The organism is Arthrobacter sp. 05N429, assembly GCF_056397045.1.
Genome location: NZ_JBFTMQ010000004.1, coordinates 346,494 through 367,637 on the forward strand (window position 1 = coordinate 346,494; position 21,144 = coordinate 367,637).

Sequence of the window (21,144 nt, forward strand, 5' to 3'; positions counted from 1 at the left end):
GCCCCCGGGCCGCGGCATCCGCCGCCGCCCCGGGCACTCTGAGAACTCGACTCCCTTGCGCCGGTACTAACCGGATCAGGTTCGAGGGTCTGCGGCTGTCCGCACTCTCAGCGCCCACCTGTGGTTTCCCCGGATTTCTCCGGTGATGCCCGACGGCGGCGCTCCCCTGTCGTATTGAAAATTGCCCTTGTGGGCGTGGCCCAGTTTACACCCGGGGGGCGTTGTTTTCCGGGCCCGGCCGTCACAATCCGCCGGCTTCGGCGCCGGTGACCTGCGGACGCCCGCTTGGTAGAGTCGGCAGGGCATGGGAACACCGGACACCGCTGCGGCCTGATGGCTACCCGACGGCGGCTCACTAACGGAAGCTGAATCACGTGACCAACCCACCAGCTCCTTCACCCGGCTACGATCCGGACTCGACCGAACCGCAGCCGCACGGATCCCTGGCGGCACTCATCGGCAGGATTCTGGCGGAAATGGACGAACTGCAGTTCCCGTCTTTCAGCAAAGACGACGCCCTGGATCTGGGGCTCCGTCTGGTGGAACTCGGCAGGCAGCGCTCTTACCCGATCGCCATCGACATCACCAAAGGTGAACAGGTGCTGTTCCACGCGGCACTGGAGGGCGCCACCCCGGACAATGAACGCTGGATCAGGGCCAAGCAGCGCACGGCCGTGCGGTACGAGGTCCCGTCGCTGCTGGTCGGACTCAGGGCCCGGTCCGCGGGACGGATGATCGAGGACAACGCCTGGTTCGATGAGAAGGAGTTTGCCGCCCACGGCGGCGCCTTCCCCATCTACGTGCGCGGAACCGGAATGGTTGCCACCGTCACGGTGTCGGGTTTGCCGCAGAAGGCCGACCATGAGCTGGTGGTTGAGGCCCTGTCTGACATCCTCGGCCGTGCCGGGAATTAGCCGGGACGCCGGGCCGGGACGGCTCGCCGCTTCCCGCCGGGTTCCGCGTGGTGTGCCGTTGATCACCAGCGGCTGAGTGTCCGGTTAGAGTGGTGCGCATGACGTTGGGGGACGCGGCCGCGGAGCCGCTTGTACACATCAAAGACTTCAGGATGGACTTCGGGGACACGACGGTCATCAAAGACCTCTCCTTCGACGTCCGGGCCGGGGAGACCTTCGGATTCCTCGGCAGCAACGGGTCAGGGAAAACGACCACCCTCCGGGCGCTGCTGGGCATCTACCAGCCGACCGCCGGGACCCTCCACATCGGCGGCAAGCCTTTCGCCCCGCAGGACGGTGCCCGGCTGGGATACCTGCCCGAGGAACGCGGCCTCTACAAAAAAGAGTCCGTCCTTGACCTCATGGTCTACTTTGGCCGGCTCAAGGGCCTGGACAAAACCCACGCCAGGACCTGGTCGCGGGAGTACCTGGAACGCGTCGGTCTCGCCGACAAAGCGAACACGCGCCTGGACAAGCTCTCCGGCGGACAACAGCAAAAAATCCAGCTCGGCGTGACCATCATGAACGACCCCGAGCTGCTGATCCTGGACGAACCCACCAAGGGGTTCGACCCGGTCAACCGGCGCCTGCTGATGGACATCATCGAGGAACAAAAACTCGCCGGCGCGACCGTCATCATGGTCACGCACCAGATGGAGGAAGTCGAACGCCTCTGTGACCGGGTGATCCTGCTCAAGGACGGCACCTCCCGCGCCTACGGCACCGTCGCGGACGTCCAGGAACAATTCGGCGGAACCGTCTACCGGCTCACCTACGACGGAATCCTGCCGTCCTCTGCCCTGTACGACATCGTCACCGACGCTGGCGGCGCCGCTGAACTCTCCCCCGGCCCCGGCACGGACGAAACGGCCGTCTTGCGCGAACTTATCGGCCACGGTGTTGCCGTCCGCTCCTTCACCACCGCCAGGACTTCGCTGGACGAGGTCTTCATCAAGGTCTACGGCGAGAACCACGAAATGGCGGAGGTCTAGATTTCAATGGCACAGCAGACATCCACCCAACTCCCCTCCCCCGGCCCGGTACCTCCCACGCTGCCCGTCCCGCCGAAGCGGCCCTTCGCCCGGCACAACCTCCGCACGGTGGTGGATTTCGAATTCACCCGCACCATGAAGAAGCGCGCCTTCTGGATCGCGACCCTGTCCATCCCGGTCGTCATGGCAATCGTGTTTGCGCTCGTCTACCTGAGCAACTCCTCCACCGCGGCCACCGAAGACGCACTGAAGACCGCCGCCGTGAGCTTCACCTACACCGACAACTCCGGGCTCGTCACCCCGGACATCGCGACGGCCATGGGCGGGAAGAAAGCCACAGACCCCGGCCAGGCCCTGCAGGACGTGAAAGCCGGGGTGACGGATGCGTACTTCGCCTACCCCGCCGAACCGGCCTCGCAGCCGGTGAAGGTCTACGGAACAGATAAGGGGATCTTCGAAAACGGCAAGTACGACGCCGTCGCGAAGCAGCTCCTCACCGCCTCCGCCCAGTCTGCGGTCGGCTCCCCGCAGCTCACCGCCGCAGCCAGCGGCGACGTGAAAACCGAGTCCCAGACCTTCAAGGACGGCCAGGCCACCGGCGGCTTCGGTTCCGCCATACCGCCCCTGATGTTCCTGCTGATCTTCTACGTCTCGATAATTCTGCTCTCCAACCAGATGCTCAACAGCACCCTGGAAGAGAAGGAAAACCGGGTCACCGAAATGATCCTCACCACCCTGAACCCGACCACCCTGATCATCGGCAAAGTCATTGCCCTGTTCATGGTGGGGCTCATCCAGATCCTGGTCTTCCTGACCCCGATCGTTGTGGCGTTCCTCTTTTTCCGCGACAAGCTCGCCATACCCGACCTGGACCTGTCGACCATTACTTTCGATCCGGGGACCATGGCCGTCGGGGCGCTGCTGCTGCTGGGCGGGTTCACGGTATTCACCGGTGTCCTGGTCGCAATCGGGGCGATCATGCCTACAGCCAAAGACGGCGGCACGATCTTCGGGCCCCTGATGGCCTTGATCTTCGTCCCGTTCTACGCGATCAGCCTGATCATCTCCGACCCGCGCGCCCCCATCGTGCAAATCTTCACGTACTTCCCGCTCTCGGCCCCCGTGACCGCCCTTCTCCGCAACAGCTTTGGCACGCTCAGCCCGCTTGAGTCCACGATCATCATCGCCGAACTGTTCATCACCGGATTCCTCATCCTCCGACTCGCCGTCCACCTCTTCCGGTACGGGTCCATCCAATACTCGAGCAAACTCTCCATCGCCGGGACCTTCCGCCAACGCACCGCATCAGCCGGCAAATGACGCCGCCCCGCCGGCACCCGGCGGTCTTCGATGGAACCCTCTCGGACCGGGCCTACCAAAGCTTCGAAACGCTGGTCCTCGGGGAAGAACAGCAGCAGGCCGGCCCCGGACAGCTGCGTACGGGGCCGGCCGTTTTCGGTTTCAGCCGGCTCCTTCAGGCTTGCGGATTCCTTAGCATCGCCCACACCCTCACCACCCTGAAAACCGATGGTGTGCTGATCCACCTCGGCGGGCCCGTTGGGTCCGACATCCTTGCCGTTCTCTGCCTGGCCACGGCATGGTTCCTGTTCATGGGCGCCGCCATGATCCTCATCCCCAGGGCCTTGACCGCGGTCAGGCCGCTCTGGTTGCGGACCGCGGCGTCAACCATCCTCTGGACCCTGACCGCTGCCATGCTGACCGCATTCGCCCTCTACGGCGCGTTCATGACGATCGCGGCCGACACGACGCACCGCGCCATCCAATCCCCCGACGGCGCACACCGGCTCCTCATCGTAGACAGCAGTTTTCTCTTGCTCGGCAGCCACGACGTCTACGAGCCCGCCTGCGGTCCGCTCCTGGTGCGCCGCGCCACGATCACCACCGACGACGGCTACGACCCGTTCAGGGACAGGCAATACTCAGTGGAATGGGCCGCCAACACGGCCACCATCAGTTACGTGTTCGACTACATGGACCCCAATGAACGAAGGCAAGTCACTGTCCCGCTGATCGCCGGCGGAACGTGCGGCTAAGCATCGACATCGGGGCCCCGCACATCGTCCTATTTCGTCAGCCCTGGACAACAAGCCGACTCTTCGCTCCTGGTCGGCAGGGGCTGCAGGCACAGGGAACTGACTGAACGCCGACGTCGGCGGCGGGTGTTGTTCTCAGCACGCTGCCTGGCTGGACCGCCGGTCCGGGAACGCTAGGCTAGGGGCAGCCCTGTTTCCTCCCGCAAGGAGTTGCGAAGAATGAACATTTTCATCAAATTGCTCGGCACCGGCATCAGCCTGCTGGCCGGCTTCCTCGGCACCAAGCTCGTTGACAGCGTCTGGGAAAAATCCACGGGGAACAAGCCGCCCAAGGGCAACGACGACGACGTGCCCACCACGCTGCGCTCGGCCCTGACCTTCGCGCTGATCTCAGCGTCCGTCAGCGCCATCATCCAGGTCCTCGCCAACCGCGGCACCCAGCGCGCGATCACGCGCTTCGCCAAGACTCAAGACCTGGTTTAAGGCGCCTGGTTCAGGGCGCCTGGTTCAGGCGCATTGCCCGGCCACTACCGCGGGCCGGTGACCTCGTCGCCGTCGTCGGTGAAACCGCCTGTACCCGCCGCCTGCTGCACCACAGCCTCCAGTTCGTCGGTGCTGAGCAGCTCCGGGTGCAGGTGTTTGGTGCGGTAACCGGCCCGGCCCACCATGTGCGCCGACACCGGCACCGTCAGCAGCTGGAAGATCCAGGCCACTACCAGCACCGGCCACACCCACCAGGTGCGCATTTGGAGCCCCAGCGCGAACAGCAGCAGGAACAGGCCCAGCACCTGCGGCTTGGTGGCCGCGTGCATCCGGGTCATGAGGTCCGGGAAGCGCAGCAGCCCCACCGCCGCCGCGAGGGACATCAGCGCGCCGACCACCAGAAAGACCGCCGAAACGGCGTCGATCACGGCATCGCCTGAAAACGTCTCAGGATTCACGGGGCTGCTCCCTCCGGTCGGCGACGAACCGGGCCACGGTGACGGAGCCGACAAACCCGATGAGTGACACTGCCACCAGCAGCATGAGGTTGTTCAGGTGCCGGTTCACGGCCATGTCGATACACAGCGCCGCTCCCAGGATGGCCAGCAGCACGTCCGCGGCGAGCACCCGGTCCAGAAGCGACGGGCCCCTCGCGATCCGGATGATGGCCCCTCCGGCGGCCAGGGACAGCACGACGGCGGTGACGGTCAGGACAAGCTGCATCATGGCACCAGCTCCTGGTTGAGGGCGGACAGTTCGGCTTTGGTGCCCATGATCCTGATCAAACCGGCCTCAGTGTTGCGGACGTCTTTGCGGAACTGCGCGGCGTCTTCGGCGTTGCGGACGTTGATGCCGTGGATGTAGAGCGTTGACGTGGAGCGGTCCACTTCCACCACCAGCGAGCCCGGGATTAGCGCGGTCACATGCCCCGTGGCGGTGACCAGCAGGTCGGAGTGGCTCCGCAGCGGTACGGCGACGACGGCGCTGATGACCTTGGGGCCTTTGGCCACTGCCAGGAACAGGACCTGGAAGCTCGCCACAACCACTTTGCCCAGGAACGTCAGGGCGAACGGCACCGCGCGCAGCACGTTGAAGCGCCCGCCGAGCTCCACCGGGGGCAGGTAGAACAGCCGGGCCACCAGCACCGCGATGAGGGCACCGAAGAGCAGGTTTCCCGGGCTGAAGTTCTGCCACAGGGCGCCCCAGACGATCACGAGCCAGACCAGGAGCGGCAGTTCCTGGCGCAGGGATATCCGTTTACGGCTCATTTGTGCTCCTCCCCGCTGACCGGCGGCACGCCGGCGGGGTCCGGGCCTGGCTGGGAGAGCGCCGGGACCGGCGCGCCCTCGCCGAGGACCGCGTGGATGTAAGAGGTCCGGTCCAGCATCTCGACGGCGGACTGGTCCGCCACCCGGAACAGCGGCCCGGCAAAGACCGTCAGCGCGACGCCGAAGATCACCAGTCCCAGCGTGGATCCCACCATGGTCCGCGGCAGGAGGGTGACGTTGCTCTGTCCTGCCCGGTCGCCCTTGGCCGAACCGGCGGGATCTGCCAGCAGGACCGGGTCGGGGTGTTCGGCGTCCTCGGGTTTGCGCCAGAAGGCGCGGTTCCAGACCCTCGCGATGGCCAGCAGGGTCAGCAGGCTGGTCAGCACACCGCCGATCACCAGCGCGTAGGCCAGCGGCGTTCCGAGCTGGACGCCGGCCTGCAGCAGGCCCAGTTTTCCCAGGAAACCGGAGAACGGCGGGATGCCGGCCAGGTTCATGGCGGGCACGAAGAACAGCACCGCCAGCAGCGGGGACAGCTTGGCAAGACCGGCGACGCGGTCCATCGAGGAGCTGCCGCCGCGGCGTTCGATCAGGCCCGTCACAAGGAACAGGCTGGTCTGGATGGTGATGTGGTGGGCGACGTAGAAGACGGCGGCGCCGAGCCCGGCCACCGACGACATCGCCAGGCCGAACACCATGTAGCCGATGTGGCTGACCAGCGTGAAGGACAGGAGTCGTTTGATGTCGCTCTGGGCCAGGGCGCCGAGGATCCCCACCACCATGGTCAGCAGGGCGGCGACCATCAGCGGCGTATTGAACGTGTCGCCCGGGAACAGCAGCGTTTCGGTCCGGACCATGGCGTACACGCCCACCTTGGTCAGCAGGCCGGCGAACACGGCCGTGACCGGGGCCGGCGCCGTCGGGTAGGAGTCCGGCAGCCAGAAGGACAGCGGGAAGACGGCGGCCTTGATCCCGAACGCCACGAGCAGCATGACGTGCAGCAGGTTCCGGGTGCCGGGATCCAGCTCGGCGAGTTTGAGGGCGAGGTCGGCCATGTTGATGGTTCCGGTGGCCCCGTAGATCATGGCGATCGCGATCAGGAAGAGCACGGAGGACACCACCGAGACCACCACGTAGGTCACCCCGGCCCGGATCCGCGGTCCCGTTCCGCCGAGCGTCATCAGCACGTAGCTTGCTGTCAGCAGGATCTCGAAGCCCACATAGAGGTTGAACAGGTCCCCGGAGAGGAAGGCGTTGGACACGCCGGCCACCAGGATCAAGTAGGTGGGGTGGAAAATCGAGACCGGAGCGTCCTGGTCGCCGTCGGCCATGCCCTGCCCGGTGGCGTAGATCAGCACGGCGAGGCTCACGGAGGAGGACACCACCAGCATCAGTGAGGAGAACTGGTCCACCACCATCACGATGCCCCAGGGCGGGAGCCACCCGCCGATGTTGACCGCCGCGGTGCCGCCGTCCCAGACGGAGGCCAGCAGCCAGCACTCAAGCAGCAGCGTCACGGACAGGACCCCGATGCTCACGGTCCGCTGGGCCCGCGAATGCCGGATCAGCAGGAAGGTCAGCGCGGCGCCGAGGATGGGGAGGAGGACGGCGAGCGGGGCGAAACTGGCAATGTTCATTGTCCGCCTCCTTCCTGTTTGGGTTGTTTCACGTTGAGGGAGCCGGGTTGTTCCTCCGACGCCGTCTCGTCGGCCTCGAGCCTGCGGTCGCCCACCTTCACGGTGGCGCCCGAGGCCCCGTTGGCGCCGTCTCGGGTGTTGGATATCGCGTCGCCGTCCCCGCCGATCATGGTCAACGGGAATTCGGAGGTTTCCACCGGAATCACGGAGTCGTCCTCGGCGTCGAAGCTGGGGGTCTTGGCGACACGGCGGTCTTCGGCGTCGTCCTGGATCTCGTCCTGGCGGGCCAGCACCCAGGTGCGGTAGATCAGGGCGAGCATAAACGCCGTGACGGCGAAGGAGATCACGATCGACGTGAGGATCAGGGCCTGGGGCAGCGGGTCGTTGTATTCGCCGGGGCCGGTGTCCTTACTGAACAGTGGCGCCAGCCCCGCGTAACCGCCCGTGGTGAGGATCAGCAGGTTGGTGGCGTTGGTCAGCATCATCAGGCCCAGCAGGACCCGGGTCAGGCTGCGTTCCAGGATGAGGTAAATGCCGCAGGCATACAGTGCCCCCATGACCGTCAGCAGGGTCAGGTTGACGCTCATGCTTTCCCCTTGGCTGTGGTTTCGGCCGGGATGTCGCCGGCTTCCTGGTCCTCGGACGGTTCTGCCGGGTGTTCCTCGAAGTGCTCATCGATCTCGGCGCCCAGGCTGCGGAGGACATCCAGGGCCAGGCCGACGACCACGATGTACACGCCGATGTCGAAGATGGTGGAGGTGACGAACTTGACGTCGCCAAAGACCGGCAGCCAGAACTCGAGAATGGCGGTCTGGAACACCTGGCCGCCCAGCAGCAGCGGCGCGACGCCGGAGGCCGCGGCCGTGGCGAGGCCGATGCCCAGCAGCGCGCCGGCACTGACCGGGGTGGCTTCGCGCAACTCGAAACGGCCGCCGGCGAGGTAGCGGATGGTGAGTGCCAGCCCGGCGGTGAGGCCGCCGGCGAAGCCTCCGCCGGGGAGGTTGTGGCCGGCCAGCAGGAGGTAGATCGAGAAGACGATCATCGAGTGGAAGATCAGCCGCGTGACCACTTCGAAGATGATCGAGCGGCGTTCCGGCGCCAGGGTCCGGCCCGCAACCAGCCACGCATCGCGGCTGGAGGCGGCAAAGCGGCGGCTCATGGCCAGCGCGGCGTCGTCGCGGGTGTTGCCCCCGCCTGCGGCGCCGGGCTTCCGGCGTCCGACCGTGCCCTCAGCGACGCTCGACGATGCAGGGCTCCGGTCGCCGCGGCCCCGGACGAAGATGAGGCTGGCGACGCCGGTGGCCGCCAGGGCCAGGACGGAGATCTCGCCGAAGGTGTCCCAGGCCCGGATGTCCACGAGGGTCACGTTGACGATGTTGAGTCCGCCGCCTCCCTCATACGCCAACTGGGGGAATTCGAGCGAGACGGGCGCCGCCACGCGGGCGCCGAGGGCATAGATCGCGGCGAACACCATCGTGATGCCGAAAGCGGCGCCGATGATCACTCGGACCACCCGGTACCGCCCGCCGGTGCGGTCCCGGAGCTCCGCGGGGAGGCTGCGCATGGCGAGGACGAAGGCCACCAGGATGATGGTTTCCACCAGCATCTGGGTCAGCGCGAGGTCCGGGGCGCCCTGCAACGCGAACATCAAGGCGATGCCGTAGCCGGTGACGGAGACCATCAGGACGGCCAGGAAGCGCTTGTTGGCGCGCACGGCGGCCAGCGCGCCGATCACGATCCCGGCGCCTACCACGATCTGCAGCGGCGCGTTGGGGTCGATGAAGTAGAGGTCTCCGGGCAGCGGCTTGTTGGCCAGCACCAGCGCGGTGAGCGGCAGGACGAACGCCACGGTCAGGATGACGGACAGGTAGAAGTACAGCGAACCGCGCTGGGTCCGCCCGGTAATCCAGACGGCGACGTCGTCGAGGGCGCCGATGGTCAGCTGGTAGGTGCGGTCGCCGTCGATCCAGCCCGGAACCAGGCCCTGGAGCCGGGCGACGGCGTTGCGGCCGTAGAACATGGCCAGGCCGAGCGCGAAGGTGATGGCGGTGAGCCCCAGGGCGGGGGTCAGTCCGTGCCACAGCGCCAGGTGGCCGGCGGCGGCCGCCACGTCCTCGCCGGCGGGCACGAACAGTGCCGCGTACGGCTGGATCCAGCCGTCCACCGGGGCGGGCCACAGGCCGAAGACGATGGTCAGCAGGCTCAGGATGGCGGGGGCGGCCAGGAAGGCCGGTTTGATCGGCTTGAAGGGGGTGGCCTCGACACCGGGCTTGACGGCAAAGGCGCCCCACATGAACCGTGCGCTGTACGCGAAAGTCAGGATGGACCCCAGGACCAGGCCGGCCAGGATGACCGGCCCCCACAGGCCGGCGGCGGGGTCGGAGGCGTAGTGGACGAAGGCTTCGAAGACGGATTCCTTGGCGACGAAGCCGGCCAGCGGCGGGATGCCCGCCATCGAGGCGGCCCCGATTCCGGCCACGATCGCGAGGGCACGGGAAGACCGGTAGACGCCGGAGAGCTTGCGGATGTCGCGGGTTCCGGCCTGGTGGTCAATGATGCCCACCACCAGGAAGAGGGTGGCCTTGAAGAGCCCGTGCGCGAGGAGCAGCGCGAGCCCGGCGAGGGCCGCCTCGGGTGTGCCAAGGCCAACCACCATGGTCAGGAAGCCGAGCTGGCTGACCGTTCCGTACGCCAGGATGAGCTTGATGTCCGTCTGCCGCAGCGCCCGGTAGCCGCCCACCAGCATGGTGGCCAGGCCCAGGCCGAGCACCACCGGGTGCCAGAACGGGGTTTCCGCGAAGCCGGGGGCCAGCCGTGCCACGAGGTAGACGCCGGCTTTCACCATGGCCGCGGCATGCAGGTAGGCGCTCACCGGGGTGGGGGCCGCCATGGCGCCGGGGAGCCAGAAGTGGAAGGGGACCAGTGCGGATTTGGTGATCGCGCCCACCAGGATGAGGACGACGGCGGCTGCCACGGCTCCGGAAGCCGGCCCGGTGGTGAGGGCCGGCGCCTGCTCGAGGATGGTCGAGATCCGGTAGGTGCCGGCGTTGAAACCCAGGATGATCAGGCCCACCAGCATGGCCAGGCCGCCGGCGGTGGTCACCACGAGGGCCTGCAACGCGGAGCGCCGCGCTGACAGCCGGGTCCGGGCGTAGCCGATCAGCAGGTAGGACAGGACGGTGGTCAGTTCCCAGAAGATGAACATGAGGAGCAGGTCGTCGGCCGTCACCAGGCCGAACATGGCACCGGCGAAGGCCAGCAGCTGGGCACCGAACCCGCCGAGGTAGTCGTCCTTGTCCTTGAAATACCGGGCGCAGTAGACCAGGACCAGCGCCCCCACGCCGAGGACCAGCAGGGACATGACCCAGGCCAGGGCGTCCAGCCGGAAGGCGAGGTCGATCTGCAGCTCGGGGATCCACGGCAGGACCTCGGACACGGCGTTGCCGGCAGCGCCGGCCTGGGTTCCGCCATCGGCGGAATAGACCGCGCCGTGCTGGAGGATCAACCAGACGAACGAGCCCGCCGGCACCGCCGCGAGGGCGAAAAACGAATTCCGGCCGAACCTTCGGAAGAGAAATGGCGCCACAGCAGCCACCGCAAAGTGCACGGCAAGGACTGTAATCACTGTTATCTCCGCAACGTCAGGAATTCGATTGTCAAAAGTTGGAGCAGGCGGGGCATTGGTTAGGTTCAGTCCGGACAGTTTACCAAGCGTGGACAAATTCTTTTCGCTGGGTTTCTTTCGCACGGTGCGCCTGGCCGTGCGCCCGCTGCGGATAATATTCGAGCTATGAACTCCGCCGCCGCCCCAGAGGCCATGCGTCCCGCCTCGGAACTGGAATCCGGAAACCACGTCTTCCACAAGGGCCGCATCCTCGCCTGGGCTGCCTGGGACTGGGGCTCGGCCGCCTTCAACGCGGTCATGACCACCTTCGTCTTCACCGTCTACCTGACCTCGAATGCCTTCGGCGGCGAGGACCAGGCGTCCGCTGTCCTGGGCGGCGCACTCGCCATCGCCGGCGCCGCGATCGCGCTGCTGGCCCCCGTCACCGGGCAGCGCTCCGATACGGGCGGACGCCGGAAGCTCTGGCTCGGGGTCAACACCGCCGCCGTCGCGCTCCTGACCGCGTTGTGCTTCTTTGTGTTCCCCCGGCCGGAGTTCCTGCTGCTCGGCGTGACCCTGATTGCGCTGGCGAACGTGTTCTTCGAGTTCGCCGGCGTGAACTACAACGCCATGCTCACCCAGATCTCCACCCCGCAGAACATCGGCAAGGTCAGCGGCTTCGGCTGGGGCATGGGGTACCTCGGCGGCATTGTGGCGCTGCTGGCGGTGCTCCAGCTGTTTGTCCAGCCCAGCTTCGAGTGGTTCGGCGCTTCGACGGCGGACGGCCTGAACATCCGCCTGGTCGCAGTGTTCTCCGCGCTGTGGTTCTTCATCTTCGCGCTGCCCGTCATGTTCGCCGTCCCGGAGCTTCCCCGGTCCCGGCAGGGCGCCAGCCTGGGGTTCCTGGCCTCCTACGGCCTGCTGGTGCGTCGGATCAAGGCGATCTACCGGACCAGCCCGCACACCATCTACTTCCTGCTGGCCAGCGCAGTGTTCAGGGACGGGCTGGCCGCGGTGTTCACCTTCGGCGGCATCATCGCCGCGGGCACCTTCGGCTTCGAGCTCAAGGAAGTCATTTTCTTCGCGATCTTCGGGAACGTCGTTGCCGCGGTGGGCGCCATCCTGGGCGGCTTCCTCGACGACCGGATCGGACCGAAGGCGGTGATCATCGGATCCCTGACCGGGCTGCTGATCGCCGGCACCGCGATCCTGGTCCTCGGCAACGAAACCCATTCCTTCTTCGGCATGGAGTGGGCCGGCAGCACCACCTTCTGGATTTTCGGTTTGTTCCTGTGCCTCTTCGTGGGGCCGGCGCAGTCCTCCTCGCGGGCCTATCTGGCCCGGCTTGCCCCGCACGGGGAATCCGGCGAGCTGTTCGGCCTCTACGCCACCACCGGCCGGGCCGTCAGCTTCCTCGCCCCCGCCCTCTTCACGCTGTGCATCACGGTCGCGGCGCCGCTGGTGGAGCCCGGCGAAGCGCAGCGCTGGGGCATCCTGGGGATCATGGTGGTGCTCCTCGCCGGGCTGCTGCTCCTGCTCCCGGTCAAGGCTCCGGACAAGACGGAAATCGCAGTCGTCCCCGCCGCCTGACGCTGCGCGAAAAGCCATACGGCGCACTAGGCTGGAGGCATGAACGTGGATGAAACAGACCTCCCGGGACTAGGCCGGCGCAAGGACTTCATGACCGCCTCGGGACGGCGTATCGGCGTCGTGGAGTACCGTGAGGGCCAAACCGAACTGATCGTCTCCACATGGGACGATCCGGACACCTGCCAGGCGTCCATTCCGCTGACCGCCGACGAGGCCGCCGCGCTGGGCAACCTGCTGGGCGGCCAGCGCCTGGCCATGCAGCTTTCGGAAGCCCACCGCGAAGTCCCGGGGATTGTCACCCGGCAGTTCTCCATCGCCGCCGGCTCCCCGTTCCACAACCAGCCGATGGGCAAGGCCGCCATCCGGACCCGCAGCGGCGTCTCGATCGTCGCGATCATGCGTGAGGGCGAGGTGGTCCCGTCACCGGGACCCGACGTCGTCCTGCACCCGGGCGACCTCCTGGTTGCTGTCGGAACGCAAGAAGGCCTCGACACGGCGGCCGGCATCCTGCGCAACGGCTGACGGCATGGATCCGCTCGCATTGACCTTGATTGAACTCGGGGCCGTCGTCTTTTGCCTCGGCATTCTGGCGAGGCTGGCCGGGCGGATCGGCATGTCCCCTATCCCGCTGTACCTCCTCGGCGGCCTGTTCTTCGGGGCCGGCGGTGTTGTGAAACTCGAAGGTATGCATGAGTTCGCACATCTCTCGAGCGAGATCGGCGTCATCCTCCTCCTGCTCATGCTCGGATTGGAATATACAGCCGCCGAACTGGTCACAGGGCTGCGCCGCTCGTGGCAGGCCGGCGTTCTGGACCTCGTCCTGAACTTCGCGCCGGGCGCCCTCCTCGCGATCCTGCTGGGCTGGGGCGTCGTCGGAGCGATGGTGATGGGCGGCGTCACCTACATTTCTTCGTCGGGGATCGCCGCCAAGGTGATCACGGACCTGGGCCGGATCGGCAACCGCGAAACTCCGGTGGTGCTCTCGATCCTGGTGTTCGAGGATCTCGCCATGGCCATCTACCTGCCGATCCTGACGGCCACCCTGGCCGGAGTCAGCTTCGCCGTGGGGCTGCAGACCGTCGGGATCTCACTTGCCGTCGTCACCGTGGTCCTGGTGGTGGCACTGCGGCACGGTCACCACGTGTCCAAGGCCGTGCACAGCGAAAATTCCGAGGTTTTCCTGCTCAACCTGCTGGGGGCTGCCCTGCTCGTGGCCGGTCTCGCCGCAGCCATGCAGGTGTCCGCGGCGGTGGGCGCCTTTATGCTCGGAATTGCGATTTCAGGCGCCACCGCGCACAGCGCCACCAGGATCCTGGAGCCGTTGCGGGATCTCTTCGCGGCCATCTTTTTTGTGGTCTTCGGCCTCAATACGGACCCCTCCACCATCCCGCCGGTGCTCGGCTGGGCGCTCCTTTTGGCCGCCGTCACGGCGGCCACCAAGATGCTCACCGGGATCTGGGCGGCGAAGCGCGCCGGGATCGGCCTGCCGGGCCGCTTCCGCGCCGGCGCGGCACTGATCGCCCGCGGGGAGTTCTCGATCGTGATCGCCGGACTCGCCGTGGCCTCCGGCGTGGTGCCCGGAGAGCTCGCGGCCCTGGCCACCGCCTACGTGCTGATTATGGCGGTGACTGGCCCGCTTGCGGCCCGGTACGTGGAACCGATGGTGGCGATGCTGCGCCGCCCGGCGAAGCCGCCCGCGGTACAGACGGCCGACGGGATCTGACCGCACAGCCGGTCTGCGCCGCCCATCCCGGGCAGGTGGGTCTTAGACGTCCGTGCGGTGGAAGTTCAGGTGGCTGCGGCTGGCTGTAGGGCCCCGCTGGCCCTGGTAGCGGTTGCCGTACTCGCCGGAGCCGTACGGGTGCTCAGCGGCCGAGGTGAGCCGGAAGAAGCAGAACTGGCCGATCTTCATGCCCGGCCACAGCTTGATCGGCAGCGTCGCCATGTTGGACAGCTCCAGGGTCACGTGGCCGGAGAATCCCGGATCGATGAATCCGGCGGTCGAGTGGGTGAGCAGGCCAAGCCGGCCCAGCGAGGACTTGCCCTCGAGCCGGGCGGCGATGTCGTCGGGGAGCGTCACCGTCTCGTAGGTGGAGCCCAGCACGAATTCTCCGGGGTGAAGGATGAAGGGTTCGCCGGCTTCGACCTCCACCAGGCGGGTCAGCTCGGGCTGTTCCTCGGCCGGATCGATGTGGGCGTACTTGTGGTTGTCGAAGAGCCGGAAGAATTTGTCGATCCGGACGTCCACCGACGATGGCTGAACCATGGCGGGGTCGAACGGCTCCAGAACGATCCGTTGGGAGTCAATTTCGGCACGAATGTCGCGGTCTGAGATCAGCACAGACTCAAAATTACCCTACTTGCTGTTGCTGGCTGGTACAGGTGAGGCTAGTGTTACTGCTGTGACAGTAGGCCATCCGGTGACCGGCGGCCACAACGGATCTGGGGTTCGTTTTGAAGAAGTTTGCCGTGGTTGCGCTGTGCGCGTTGGCGCTGGTCTCTCCGGCAGCCGAGCCTTTGCGGTCAATCGCTGTACCTTCGCCAGCGGCCATCAGCAGCCTGGACAATGCGGGCTCTGCCTTGGAACTCCCGCCTGCCACCACGGCTCCGGACAAAACGGCGCCAACGCCGCCCCTGCCGGTCTCCTCGACTGAGGCCGGCCGCCGGGACACTGACTCGGCGCCCCCCGCCGTTGGCCGGCCCGATGACCCCTCCACCGAAACTCCTGCGCAGGCTGCTGCAACAAGTCCGTCCGGATCCTTGGGGTCCAACGTCCCAGCACCCGGGACGGCTCCGCCGCCGGCCTCCATCCCGCCGCAGCCGGCCTCGATCCCGCCACTTTCCGCGACCGACGCCGAACTCCGCTCGGCAGCGGCCGGATATGTTGAAACTGCGCCCGACGTCTCGACCCAGGCACTTGTCCGGGACAGCAACTCTTCCCAGCTCGTCGCGGTTTTCGACGCCATCAACAAGTACCGCGCTTCCCTGAGCCTGCCTCCCGTGAAGTATCACGCCACCGTCGCGGCGATGTCGCAGGAATGGTCCGACAACATTGCGTCGCGGGAAGTCATCGAGCACCGGGCCAACTTCTGGAGCGACGCACGGGCCCTGAACCCCACTAATGGCGCCGGAGAGGTCATCGCCGTCCGCTGGGACCGCGACGCGGCACAGTTGGTCGAATGGTGGAAGGGTTCTGCCGCCCACGATGCCATTCTCCGGGATCCGCGCTTCAACGTCATCGGGATTGGCATCACCTTCACTGACGGCGACTGGCGGACAAGCCCCAGCCGCTACACGATGTGGGGCGTCGTCAACTTCTTCGGCTTCAACGTCCTGCCTGCCGGAACCACCAGCGCCCCCGGCGGGGGGAACGACGGCGTACCCGCCCCGAGTCCGAGCGTCTGCGATCCTGCCGTCAAGCATATGCCGCCAACCCTCGACCTGACTGCGGCAGCCATCAAGAGCGGCAGCGACCTGCTGTCCGTGGATTCGGCGGGCGCTTTGGTGAACAGGCCCTGGCTGGGCGGCCTGGGCTATGGTCCCCCGACGGTCATTGGTGGCGGCTTCTCTTCCGCCCTGCAGATATTTCTTACCGACTGGGAACGCGACGGCGTGTACGACGTTTTGGCGCAGTGGAGCGATGGGCGTGTCACGCTCCACTCCGGGCTGGCGGGCGGCGGCTTCCGCGGGTCGGTGACACTGGGCCAGGCCGGCTGGGCTGGCATGACGGTGGCGCTTGGCCAGTGGTGTTCGAACAATCGGCTTCCCCAACTGCTGGCACTGGACGGATCCGGGAACCTGTGGCTGTACCACAACACGGGACTCGGCGACCTGTCCCGGCGAACCATGGTCGGCTCCGGAATTCCGGCCACCCGGCTGTCCATGGTGGACTACGACGCAGACGGCTTCCAGGATCTGCTCGCCCTCCAGTCCAACGGCAACGTCCTGTTGTACCGTGGCGCCGGTGTTCCCTCGCCCCGCTCGGAGCCGCGGGTTGTCGTGGCCGGCGGCTGGTCGGATGTGACCGCCATCCGGCCCCTCCGGAACGTCACCGGCATCAATTCGACTGGACTGGCGCTGCGCCGGGGCAGCGACGTCGTGCAGTATTGGGACCTGAGCACCGGGGCATTGTCCTCGCCGTCCAATATCGGCGGCGCCTGGGCCGGGATCAGGCTGGCGCAGTAGCCCCGCCGATTGGTTGCCCGGCTATCCTTCCAGCACCGATTTGAGCTGCTCCAGCTGGCAGACTTCAGCCTTCATCCGCCGGCGGAAGGGGGACTTCAGCCGGGCCAGGATCCCCCGGGGTTCGCGTTCGAGGGCAAAGCGGACGCGGGTGCTGCCGCCTTCGGTGCTCAGGTAGTAGCCGCCGTGCATCCGTTCCGGCCCGGCGAGGACCCTGTACTGGATCTCCGCGCCTGGGCGCGCCTCGGTGATCTCGAAATCCCCGCTGAGGGTGCGTCCGCCGGGGCCGGCAATGGTCTGCCGGTAGACGGCGCCTTTGGTCCCGGCGGCGCCGGATTCCAGCTCAATGCTGCGGACGCCGGCCCGCCAGCGGGGCAGGTTGCGGGCGTCCAGCAGAAAGTCATACACGCTCATGGCATCCCGCTGGATGACGACGTCGTACTCTGCGATTGCCACGGAAATCCTTGCTCGGCGGACAGCTGATGGGCGTAGCCCGCTTCCCCGGAACTGCAGCTAACTCCTTCAGGATAGACAGCAAGGCCCGCCCCGCGCGGCTGCGGGGGCGGGCCTTTATCGAAGAGTTATGGGCCTCCGGACTGTGCACCGACTGTGTACTGCTCCGTGACTGCCTCGCAGTGGCTGATTCAGGGGCTACTTTTCGGTCAGCTTCGGCACCGAGAACACCACGATGGCGCCGATCACGGCGAAGGCCGCGAACATGTAGAAGTTGAGCTGCCAGCCGAACGCCATGCCGGCGATCAGCCCGCCGATCAGCGGCCCGCAGATGGCGCCGATACGTCCGATGCCCAGGGACCAGCTGAGGGCCGTGGCGCTCAGGGACTGCGGGTAGTGGGTGGCGCAGTAGCCGCCCACCAGAATCTGGGTTCCCACGGAGCCGAGGCCTGCGAAGGCGACGATTACGAGCAGCATCGCCAGCGGCAGCTGGAGGCTCAGCATCAGGATGGCCACGAAGGCGAGGAGGAACGACGCCGTCACCACCTTGCGGATGCCGATCTTGTCCGCCAGCACAGAGGCGCTGATGGAGCCGACGATCGCGCCGGCGTTGAGGACCAGGAGGAAGGTCAGGGCGTCCCCGAGCTGGAAGCCGGCCTGGCGCATGATCTGCGGGAGCCACGTGTTCAGCCCGTAGACCAGCAGGAGACCGCAGAAGTTGGCGAGAGCAAAGAGGACCGTGGAGCGGACCCACTTGCGGGTGAACAGGGTCTTCATGGCTGATTTCGGCGCCTCGGCGCCGGTCTTGACGTCCTCGGCGGTGACGATGTCCGAGTAGACCAGGCCATAGCGGTCCGCGGTGGTCCTGGCTTCTTCAATGCGCTGCTTGCGGGCAAGGTAGGCCACCGATTCGGGGAGGAGCTTCCAGGCGATGGGGAGCAGGGTGACCAGGGGCAGGGCGCCGATGGCGTACATCCAGCGGAAGTCGATGTGCTGCAGGAGGTTGATGGCGAGCAGCGAGGCGCCCACGCCGCCCACCGAGTACCCGCTGAACATGACGGCGTTGGCGATCTGGCGGCGCTCCTTGCGGGCGTATTCGACCGTCAGCGCAATGCAGGTCGGCACGATGCCACCCAGGCCCAGGCCGGTCAGGAACCGCAGGAAGCCGAAGACCTCAGCGGACGGCGCGAAGGCCGTGAGCAGCATGAAGGTGGAGAACCAGGCGATGCAGGCCAGCATGATGCGGCGGCGGCCCAGCTTGTCGGTCAGGATGCCGACGGAGAGCGTGCCGACCAGCATACCGACCAGGGCCAGGCTGCCGATCAGGCCTGCCTGTGCGGGGGTGACTCCCCATTCCTGGAACTTCAGGATCGTGGGGACGGTGGAACCGTAGACCACCAGGTCATAGCCATCAAAGACAATGGCCACGAAGCACAGGATGAGGACCGCGTGGCCCTTCCAGCGAGGTGTGGCCTCGTTGCGCAACTCAGTCGACATTGACTGCGTCATGGATGTACCTCTCGTTGAGATTTCGTGGGGATTTGTGTGGTAGCTCACATGCTGTGCCCACTGTGTCACGCTTTGATTGCGACAGTAAACAAATCAGCATATATCGTTTGCGTAACGATCGTCAGTCGTTGCGAATTGCGTCAGTGGCCCTTAAAAGCCTCGGCAAGCCACCAGGCGCCGCCGTCGGACGCGATCTTGGCGTCGATGACCAGCGGCCGGGAGGGACGCGCCCGCACCCAGTCGCGGACCTCCTCGAGATCCGCCACGCTGCGGACCGTCACGGCGTCCGCGCCGAAGCCCCGGGCAATCGCGGCAATGTCCGTGTCCGGGAAGGTGACGGTACTGAGATCGACGGCGGGACCGCCGTCGTCCCCTCCGTCGTCCGCGGCGCCGAAGTGGTGGACTTCCGCCCCGTAGCCGGCGTCGTTGTAGATGATGCAGACCAGCGGCAGCTCCAGCCGGACGGCGGTCTCCAGTTCGCTGATGCCCATCAGGAACCCGCCGTCCCCGGCGCCGAGCACCGGCAGTCGGTCCGGGCGGGCCAGTGCGGCGCCGATCGCCGTGGAGAGGCCCAGGCCGATCGACTGGAAGGCCTGGGTGAAACAGAAGCCGAACTCGTCCGGGACTGCCAGGTAGGTGCTGGGGTAGCCCATGAAGTTGCCGGAGTCGATCGAGACGATCCGGTCCGCGGGCAGGATGGCGTCCAGTTCGCGGCTCAGCACCCGGGGATCGATGCGCCCGCCGCCGGAGAGGTCCGGCGTTTCGACGCCGTTCCAGCGTGAGCGTTCTGCGATGGCCTCCGCGTTCTCCACGGTGCAGTACTTCTCCGCCGGGTCCGGCTGGAGCGCCCGCAATTCCGCGAGGACATCCGCCGCGGTCAGTGCGGCGTCCCCCACCACGCCCAGGTCGACGGGCCGGTTGGCGCCGAGCGCGGAGTCCTCGACGTCGACCTGCACCACGGCGGTCCCGTCCGAGATCAGGTGGCCGTGCCGCATGGTCCACATGTTCAGGGCGCAGCCCCAGCCGATGATCAGGTCGGCGCCCTGGATCAGCCCGGCGGTCAGCGGTGAGGAGAATCCGCCGGAGATCCCGAGGTTGAAGTCCTCGTTCTGGAACAGCCCGTTCGCCACCGCGGACGTGGCCACGAGCGCGCCGGCGTGGGCGGCGAGGCCGAGCAGTTCCTCCCGCGCATTTCGCGCCCCGCGGCCCGCCACAAACACCGGGCGCTCGGCGGCGTTGATCAGGTGCGCGAGGCGCCGAACGCTGGCGGCGGAGGGGCGGACCGGCTGGGCGTCGGCCACCGCAGCCGGGTGCGCATCCCGGTGCACAGTGGGGGCAGGGGCGGACTGGACGTCGAGGGGCAGGTTGAGCACCACGGTGCGGCGTTCGTTCCGTGCCGTGCGGAAGGCCCGGAGGGTGTCCGCGACGGCGGTTGCCGGGGAATGGATCCGCTCGCTCACGGCCCCGACGCTGCGGGCGAGCGCATCCTGGTCAATCTTGAAGTTGGACCGTACGGCGGAGGCCTGGGTGTCGGCGGTCAGCACGATCAGCGGCGTCCGGCTCTTGGCGGCTTCCCCGATCCCGGTGATCGCGTTGCTCAGCCCGCAGCCCTGATGCGTGCTGACCACGCCCACCCGCCCGGACATCCGGGAGTACGCGTCGGCCATCGTGGCCGCGCCGCCCTCGTGCCGGGCGGCGGTGAAGGGCACTCCGGCCAGGCGCAGTGCGTTGGTCACCTCGAAGTTGCCGCTGCCGACGACGCCGAAGACATGCCCGACGCCGAGCCCGGCCAGGGTCCGGCCCACGAGCTGGGCGACGGTCGCCGGCACGGTCTCCTGCGGGGCATCGACGGCCTGCACCAGCGCGTCCGGGAAACTTTGTGAAACTACTAGCATGGACTTACCTCCCACTCAGTAATGCACTCGTATTGCTCTTCTAACTCCCAGGCGGCGTCCATGAACCCCACCCAGTCCCTCCCCTGCACTGCCACGACGGCAACCCTGGTTCGGACCATTGAATGGGTGGATACGGATGCCGCGGGGCACCAGCACAATTCGGCGGTGCTCCGCTTTGTCGAGGCCTGCGAGGCCAAGTTGTTCCGGGACCTGGATCTGCCGGAGTACTTTCCGTCGGCGCCGCGGGTTCGCCACGAGCTCAACTACCGGGCGAAGTTGTACTTCGGCCAGCAGGTCACCACCACCGTAGTGGTGGAGAAAATCGGCCGCACGTCCATGACGTTCAGCTTTGAAGTGTGGGGCGAGGAGTTCCGCGGCGAACCCCGCGCCCTCGCCGCCCACGGAACTTTCGTCACCGCCCATGTGGCCCGGGGCGGCACGGCTGCCACCCCGTGGCCGGCGGACCTGGCGGCCAAAGTCACCGCCCGCGCGGCGCACGGCCAGGACTAGCCCTCCCGGCCGCG

Annotated in this window: 20 protein-coding genes and 1 riboswitch; of the genes, 10 read left to right on the plus strand and 10 right to left on the minus strand. The window is 66.9% G+C overall.

The features are described from left to right. Positions 1–34: 34 nt before the first annotated feature. Positions 35–178: riboswitch (TPP riboswitch) on the minus strand. A gap of 196 nt (positions 179–374) precedes the next feature. From AC1DF4_RS10545 to AC1DF4_RS10565, 5 genes are all read left to right on the plus strand, one after another. Next, positions 375–914, plus strand: coding sequence for a heme-degrading domain-containing protein (locus AC1DF4_RS10545; protein WP_476912851.1), 540 nt, complete (start codon positions 375–377; stop codon positions 912–914). Between the two features lie 98 nt (positions 915–1,012). After that, the gene (locus AC1DF4_RS10550; protein WP_476912852.1) at positions 1,013–1,945 is read left to right on the plus strand and encodes an ABC transporter ATP-binding protein; all 933 of its coding nucleotides are present in this window, start codon (positions 1,013–1,015) and stop codon (positions 1,943–1,945) included. A 6-nt stretch (positions 1,946–1,951) separates the two neighbouring features. Continuing rightward, positions 1,952–3,265: an ABC transporter permease gene (locus tag AC1DF4_RS10555; RefSeq protein ID WP_476912853.1), complete on the plus strand. Its 1,314-nt coding sequence runs from the start codon at positions 1,952–1,954 to the stop codon at positions 3,263–3,265. Continuing rightward, a complete protein-coding gene (locus AC1DF4_RS10560) occupies positions 3,262–3,999 on the plus strand; it encodes a hypothetical protein (protein WP_476912854.1) in 738 nt (245 codons plus the stop codon). Before AC1DF4_RS10555 ends, AC1DF4_RS10560 begins: the two co-directional genes overlap by 4 nt. Positions 4,000–4,218: 219 nt before the next feature. Next, positions 4,219–4,482 carry a DUF4235 domain-containing protein gene (locus AC1DF4_RS10565; RefSeq protein WP_476912855.1) on the plus strand — a complete coding sequence of 88 codons (264 nt, stop codon included), beginning with the start codon at positions 4,219–4,221 and terminating at the stop codon, positions 4,480–4,482. A 44-nt stretch (positions 4,483–4,526) separates the two neighbouring features. Here the strand turns inward: AC1DF4_RS10565 and mnhG are convergent, their stop codons facing one another. Genes mnhG through AC1DF4_RS10595 form a run of 6 tightly spaced genes read right to left on the minus strand, consistent with a single transcriptional unit; the run spans position 4,527 to position 11,012 of the window. Continuing rightward, on the minus strand, positions 4,527–4,940 hold the full coding sequence (gene mnhG / locus AC1DF4_RS10570; protein ID WP_476912856.1) for a monovalent cation/H(+) antiporter subunit G: 414 nt from the start codon (positions 4,938–4,940) through the stop codon (positions 4,527–4,529). After that, positions 4,930–5,208 (minus strand): MrpF/PhaF family protein, encoded by a 279-nt coding sequence (locus AC1DF4_RS10575; RefSeq protein WP_224047824.1) that lies wholly within the window; start codon positions 5,206–5,208, stop codon positions 4,930–4,932. Before AC1DF4_RS10575 ends, mnhG begins: the two co-directional genes overlap by 11 nt. Next, positions 5,205–5,750 carry a Na+/H+ antiporter subunit E gene (locus tag AC1DF4_RS10580; RefSeq protein WP_476912857.1) on the minus strand — a complete coding sequence of 182 codons (546 nt, stop codon included), beginning with the start codon at positions 5,748–5,750 and terminating at the stop codon, positions 5,205–5,207. Before AC1DF4_RS10580 ends, AC1DF4_RS10575 begins: the two co-directional genes overlap by 4 nt. Beyond that, positions 5,747–7,387: a Na+/H+ antiporter subunit D gene (locus AC1DF4_RS10585; RefSeq protein ID WP_476912858.1), complete on the minus strand. Its 1,641-nt coding sequence runs from the start codon at positions 7,385–7,387 to the stop codon at positions 5,747–5,749. The genes AC1DF4_RS10580 and AC1DF4_RS10585 overlap by 4 nt, the downstream gene beginning before the upstream one ends. Continuing rightward, complete coding sequence (locus AC1DF4_RS10590; RefSeq protein ID WP_476912859.1) at positions 7,384–7,974, minus strand: Na(+)/H(+) antiporter subunit C; 591 nt, start codon at positions 7,972–7,974, stop codon at positions 7,384–7,386. Before AC1DF4_RS10590 ends, AC1DF4_RS10585 begins: the two co-directional genes overlap by 4 nt. Continuing rightward, the gene (locus AC1DF4_RS10595) at positions 7,971–11,012 is read right to left on the minus strand and encodes a Na+/H+ antiporter subunit A (protein ID WP_476912860.1); all 3,042 of its coding nucleotides are present in this window, start codon (positions 11,010–11,012) and stop codon (positions 7,971–7,973) included. The genes AC1DF4_RS10590 and AC1DF4_RS10595 overlap by 4 nt, the downstream gene beginning before the upstream one ends. A gap of 165 nt (positions 11,013–11,177) precedes the next feature. Here AC1DF4_RS10595 and AC1DF4_RS10600 point away from each other — a divergent pair, with 165 nt between their 5' ends. From AC1DF4_RS10600 to AC1DF4_RS10610, 3 genes are read left to right on the plus strand one after another with little or no spacing between them, the layout of a single operon-like run. After that, entirely contained in the window at positions 11,178–12,581 is a 1,404-nt protein-coding gene (locus AC1DF4_RS10600; protein ID WP_476912861.1) for an MFS transporter, read from the plus strand. 39 nt (positions 12,582–12,620) lie between these two features. Then, on the plus strand, positions 12,621–13,103 hold the full coding sequence (locus tag AC1DF4_RS10605) for a cation:proton antiporter regulatory subunit (RefSeq protein ID WP_441406228.1): 483 nt from the start codon (positions 12,621–12,623) through the stop codon (positions 13,101–13,103). 4 nt (positions 13,104–13,107) lie between these two features. After that, positions 13,108–14,304, plus strand: a complete 1,197-nt coding sequence (locus AC1DF4_RS10610) for a cation:proton antiporter (RefSeq protein ID WP_476912862.1) — start codon at positions 13,108–13,110, stop codon at positions 14,302–14,304. 42 nt (positions 14,305–14,346) lie between these two features. On the opposite strand, the gene dcd is transcribed toward AC1DF4_RS10610, so the two are convergent. Beyond that, entirely contained in the window at positions 14,347–14,922 is a 576-nt protein-coding gene (gene dcd, locus AC1DF4_RS10615; RefSeq protein ID WP_224047832.1) for a dCTP deaminase, read from the minus strand. 419 nt (positions 14,923–15,341) lie between these two features. On the opposite strand from dcd, the gene AC1DF4_RS10620 reads away from it, so the two are divergent. Further along, positions 15,342–16,766 carry a CAP domain-containing protein gene (locus tag AC1DF4_RS10620; protein ID WP_476912863.1) on the plus strand — a complete coding sequence of 475 codons (1,425 nt, stop codon included), beginning with the start codon at positions 15,342–15,344 and terminating at the stop codon, positions 16,764–16,766. A gap of 21 nt (positions 16,767–16,787) precedes the next feature. Here the strand turns inward: AC1DF4_RS10620 and AC1DF4_RS10625 are convergent, their stop codons facing one another. The 3 genes from AC1DF4_RS10625 to AC1DF4_RS10635 form a co-directional block, all read right to left on the minus strand. Continuing rightward, entirely contained in the window at positions 16,788–17,219 is a 432-nt protein-coding gene (locus AC1DF4_RS10625; protein WP_476912864.1) for an SRPBCC family protein, read from the minus strand. 195 nt (positions 17,220–17,414) lie between these two features. After that, the gene (locus AC1DF4_RS10630; RefSeq protein ID WP_476912865.1) at positions 17,415–18,725 is read right to left on the minus strand and encodes an MFS transporter; all 1,311 of its coding nucleotides are present in this window, start codon (positions 18,723–18,725) and stop codon (positions 17,415–17,417) included. Positions 18,726–18,865: 140 nt separating this feature from the next. Continuing rightward, entirely contained in the window at positions 18,866–20,620 is a 1,755-nt protein-coding gene (locus AC1DF4_RS10635; RefSeq protein WP_476912866.1) for a thiamine pyrophosphate-binding protein, read from the minus strand. A gap of 60 nt (positions 20,621–20,680) precedes the next feature. Here AC1DF4_RS10635 and AC1DF4_RS10640 point away from each other — a divergent pair, with 60 nt between their 5' ends. Continuing rightward, the gene (locus AC1DF4_RS10640) at positions 20,681–21,130 is read left to right on the plus strand and encodes an acyl-CoA thioesterase (protein WP_476912867.1); all 450 of its coding nucleotides are present in this window, start codon (positions 20,681–20,683) and stop codon (positions 21,128–21,130) included. Positions 21,131–21,144: the final 14 nt, after the last annotated feature.

What these genes read in the sequence shown, in the direction of transcription:
- AC1DF4_RS10585 (WP_476912858.1), bottom strand. Translation starts at nt 7,387, where the DNA reads ATGAACATTGCCAGTTTCGCCCCGCTCGCCGTCCTCCTCCCCATCCTC.
- AC1DF4_RS10560 (WP_476912854.1), top strand. Translation starts at nt 3,262, where the DNA reads ATGACGCCGCCCCGCCGGCACCCGGCGGTCTTCGATGGAACCCTCTCG.
- AC1DF4_RS10635 (WP_476912866.1), bottom strand. Translation starts at nt 20,620, where the DNA reads ATGCTAGTAGTTTCACAAAGTTTCCCGGACGCGCTGGTGCAGGCCGTC.
- AC1DF4_RS10600 (WP_476912861.1), top strand. Translation starts at nt 11,178, where the DNA reads ATGAACTCCGCCGCCGCCCCAGAGGCCATGCGTCCCGCCTCGGAACTG.
- AC1DF4_RS10590 (WP_476912859.1), bottom strand. Translation starts at nt 7,974, where the DNA reads ATGAGCGTCAACCTGACCCTGCTGACGGTCATGGGGGCACTGTATGCC.
- AC1DF4_RS10575 (WP_224047824.1), bottom strand. Translation starts at nt 5,208, where the DNA reads ATGATGCAGCTTGTCCTGACCGTCACCGCCGTCGTGCTGTCCCTGGCC.
- AC1DF4_RS10610 (WP_476912862.1), top strand. Translation starts at nt 13,108, where the DNA reads ATGGATCCGCTCGCATTGACCTTGATTGAACTCGGGGCCGTCGTCTTT.
- AC1DF4_RS10630 (WP_476912865.1), bottom strand. Translation starts at nt 18,725, where the DNA reads ATGACGCAGTCAATGTCGACTGAGTTGCGCAACGAGGCCACACCTCGC.
- AC1DF4_RS10555 (WP_476912853.1), top strand. Translation starts at nt 1,952, where the DNA reads ATGGCACAGCAGACATCCACCCAACTCCCCTCCCCCGGCCCGGTACCT.
- AC1DF4_RS10640 (WP_476912867.1), top strand. Translation starts at nt 20,681, where the DNA reads ATGAACCCCACCCAGTCCCTCCCCTGCACTGCCACGACGGCAACCCTG.
- AC1DF4_RS10580 (WP_476912857.1), bottom strand. Translation starts at nt 5,750, where the DNA reads ATGAGCCGTAAACGGATATCCCTGCGCCAGGAACTGCCGCTCCTGGTC.
- AC1DF4_RS10565 (WP_476912855.1), top strand. Translation starts at nt 4,219, where the DNA reads ATGAACATTTTCATCAAATTGCTCGGCACCGGCATCAGCCTGCTGGCC.
- AC1DF4_RS10550 (WP_476912852.1), top strand. Translation starts at nt 1,013, where the DNA reads ATGACGTTGGGGGACGCGGCCGCGGAGCCGCTTGTACACATCAAAGAC.
- AC1DF4_RS10605 (WP_441406228.1), top strand. Translation starts at nt 12,621, where the DNA reads ATGAACGTGGATGAAACAGACCTCCCGGGACTAGGCCGGCGCAAGGAC.